Source organism: Haloferax sp. AB510, from assembly GCF_024136985.1.
Classification (GTDB): domain Archaea; phylum Halobacteriota; class Halobacteria; order Halobacteriales; family Haloferacaceae; genus Haloferax.
Genome location: NZ_JAMYJY010000182.1, coordinates 1 through 3,280 on the forward strand (window position 1 = coordinate 1; position 3,280 = coordinate 3,280).

Annotated in this window: 2 protein-coding genes and 2 pseudogenes; 1 reads left to right on the plus strand and 3 read right to left on the minus strand. The window is 67.2% G+C overall.

All coding sequences use genetic code 11. The features are described from left to right. A pseudogene (locus tag NKF06_RS20140) lies at nt 1–927 on the minus strand (hypothetical protein); the annotation flags it as partial. A gap of 157 nt (nt 928–1,084) precedes the next feature. Next, a complete protein-coding gene (locus NKF06_RS20145) occupies nt 1,085–1,918 on the minus strand; it encodes an MBL fold metallo-hydrolase (RefSeq protein ID WP_004976740.1) in 834 nt (277 codons plus the stop codon). A gap of 507 nt (nt 1,919–2,425) precedes the next feature. Here NKF06_RS20145 and NKF06_RS20150 point away from each other — a divergent pair. Next, nucleotides 2,426–2,875, plus strand: coding sequence for a TIGR00725 family protein (locus tag NKF06_RS20150; RefSeq protein WP_253246412.1), 450 nt, complete (start codon nt 2,426–2,428; stop codon nt 2,873–2,875). An 18-nt stretch (nt 2,876–2,893) separates the two neighbouring features. On the opposite strand, the pseudogene NKF06_RS20155 reads toward NKF06_RS20150, so the two are convergent. Then, nucleotides 2,894–3,280, minus strand: a pseudogene (locus NKF06_RS20155) (hypothetical protein); the annotation flags it as partial.

The window sequence follows — 3,280 nt, forward strand, 5'->3', positions numbered from 1 at the left end:
CGGCGGTGTCGGCGTCGGCGTCCTCAGCCGACGCGCCGGCCGGCGGTTCGGCGTCCGCTTCGACATCGGCGTCGGCGTCTTCGGTGACTTCAGCCTCGACCTCGGCATCGACATCTGGCTGTTCGAGGTGCGCTGTCACGGCCGGCGCGGTGTCGGTGACGACCGCGCGCGGCCGGTCGGTTCGGCGGGGTCGTCGTCGGTCGGCTCGTCGTCGCTTCCGACATCGTCCGCGGCCTCGTCGGCCTCGTCGGTCTGCTCGTCCGGGCCGTCCCCGCCCTCGAAGGCGGCCGCGAGGTCGTCGTCGGTCGGCTCGTCGTCGAGGACTTCCGCGCCGTCGGACGCCGCGGGGGCCGCCTCGGCTTCGACGGCCGCTTCGGCCTCCACGGCGTCTTCGGCGTCGGCTTCGGGTTCTTCGAGGACGACTTCCCCTTCGTCCTCGCTATCCGCGTCGGCCTCCTCCTCCTCGTCGTGGAGCGGTTCGCGGTTCCCCGCGAGCACATCTCGAACGAGCTGACTGCGGTCCTCGCCGAGGATGTCGTCGATGTCGTCGGGGTCGATGCCGCCGTCGACCGGGATGCGTTCGAGCGTCGGCTCTTCGAGGAAATCCGTCTGGTCGTGGCCGTCGGTGATGCGGATTCCGTAGACCGTTACGAGTTCCTCGCCGGGGTCGAGCGTCCGTTCGTACTCGACGCGGTGGTCCTTGTAGGCGGTCCAGTTGTCGCTCTCGAACTCGGGGTGGAACCCGACGCTCTCCATCGGGAACGACTCCGGAATGCGGTCGATGACCCGGATTCGGGTCGCCTCGTCTCGCGTCGAACTGATGACGAACTTGATAGCGGGAACGGGAAACTCGTCGGCGGCGAAGGTCTTTTCGACCGTGACCTCGCCGTCGGAAACCGATGTAACCCCTTCGGACTCGCGGCTCATGGCCGCCACTTTCCCGACCTCCATTATAAAACAACCGGGGGCCGTGGGGCTCTCCCGCCGCGGTCTCTCGATTCGACTGTTTCGACGCGGTGACTGTCCGTCCGTGGCGAGCGTCGCTAACAGGACCGTCGCGGGAAACGCGGTTCTGGACGCGACCTCAGAGGTCGACGCGGTCGCCGATTTCGACGAGGTCGAGCGAGCGCGGGGCCTCGAAGCTCTTTGCGTGGTGGTGCAGCACCTTCGGGTCGGCGGTCATGCCCTTCCACATGTCCCAGTGGGTCGGGACGAGGCGGTCGAGGTCGAGGTCGCTCGCGGCCTCGATAATCTGGTTCTCGTCGTTGTACCACTTCGTTCGAATCGGCTCGCCCGTCTCCTTGTCGGGGATGTTGCCGATGGTCCCGAACGCGAGGATGCCGAGGTCGAGGTCGTAGCGCTCGCCGATGTCGGCGAACTCCTCGGCGGGCTTGGTGTCGCCGCCGTGGATGAACGTGCCGGACTCGTGTTCGAAGACGTAGGCGACCGGGTGGCTCGCGTCGGGGTCGTAGGCGGGTTCGACGTGGACCGTGAACTCGCCGATTTCGACGCTGTCGCCTTCGGTGACCTCCTCGAACTGGTCGTCGGAGAGGTCGTAGTCGTCGAACCACGCCTCGTCATCGTAGGCGACGGCGAGCGAGTCGTCGGGGGCGACGAACGTCGCGCCCGTGTTCTCGAGGATGGGAGCCTGACTCGGGCCGTGGACGTGGTCTGTGTGCTCGTGCGTGGCGAGGACCGCATCGGCCTCGGTCACGTCCTCGGGGTCGAACGGAACGGGAATCATGCGGACCGTCCGCGGCGGGTCGCCGATGCCGACGTACGGGTCGACGAACAGCGTCGTGCCCTCACTGCCCTTGATGACGAACCCGTTGCATCCCAGATACCAGATGGCCACCGTCTCGGGGTCGGCCGACTCGACCGCGCGCGGGAGCCAGTCGCTCCAGTCGCTGACTGTCATAGAGACGTGTCCTCGCGCGGGGGGACTAAGCGTTGCGCTCTCTCGCGTTCGACGCGTCGCGAGAGCCACCCCGTTCCGTGACACCGCCACCAGCGCGTCCCGGAATTCAGAGGAATTTCCCGTAATATGTGTTGAAATACCATAGAACACAATAGAATCGGGAGGTGTATGCGGTGTATAAGGTAGTACCCCGACAAGATATTTAGTGTAGGCACTCATGGCACCAAATACCATGCCAAGAACTCACAAACAAACGGCGAACTTCTCGTCGATGGCTCGGACGATGCGCGCGTGCAGTGCGTGGGAAGCGGTTTCCCCGCTGGACGACGACGCATGGCGAACAGACGAGTTCTGACGCGACGAGCACTCCGCTGTCGGCCCGATTGGGCGGCGCGGCCCCGCACTTATCTTCTTCGACGCGGTCCGATACCTCATGAGCACAGCCAACAGTCACGACCTCGGTGAACGTCGAGCCGACACCGACGAACGCCGAACAGAGGCCCCGCCGTGCGCGTGAGCGTCATCGGCGGGAGCGTCGTCCCCGTGCCGGTCGAAACACTCGCCGAAGATGTGGGTCGCCTGCTCGCTCAGCGCGGTCACACGGTCGTCTGCGGCGGTCTCGGCGGCGTCATGGAGGCGGCCTGCCGCGGCGCGAAAGACGCCGGCGGCACGACCATCGGCGTCCTCCCGGGCGAGGACCGCGAGGAGGCGAACCCCTACGTCGATATCGCCGTCGCGACCGGTCTCGGCCACGCGAGAAACGCGCTCGTCGCCATGAACGGCGACGCCGTCATCGCCATCGACGGCGGCGGCGGAACCCTCTCGGAAATCGGCTACGCCAACGTCTTCGACCGCCCGACGGCCGGGCTCAGAACCCAGCAGGTCGGCTCGCTCGACGGGTTTGAACCGTGCGACTCACCGGAGGGTGCCGTGGCGTTCATCGAGGACGCGGTCTGAGGATCGGGCCGTGCCGCGCTACGCGCCCGCGACGCTCCCGTCGCGTTCGACGCAGTCGCGGAGCAGGTCGTCGACGACGGTCTCGCGGAACGACTCCCAGTCGGTCGTCGACATCCAGAGCCGACCCGCGTCCGTGGATTCGAGCGCGTCGCGGCCGCGTTCGCGCTCGCGCGTCGTGACGAATCCGTTCGCGGTGAGTCCCTCGACGGCCACGTCGAGCCGCGGGGAGAGCGCGTTCGAGAGCCGCTTTTCGAATCGGTCACCGGTCACGCTATCGCGAGCGACGCCCACGCAGAACGAATCGAAGGCCGACCACGTCTCCTCGTCGCGCGCGCCGGCGACGATGCCGTGGTGTTCGGCGCGCTCGCGGAGTTCGGCGGCGACCGCGCGACGCGTCCGCTGGCG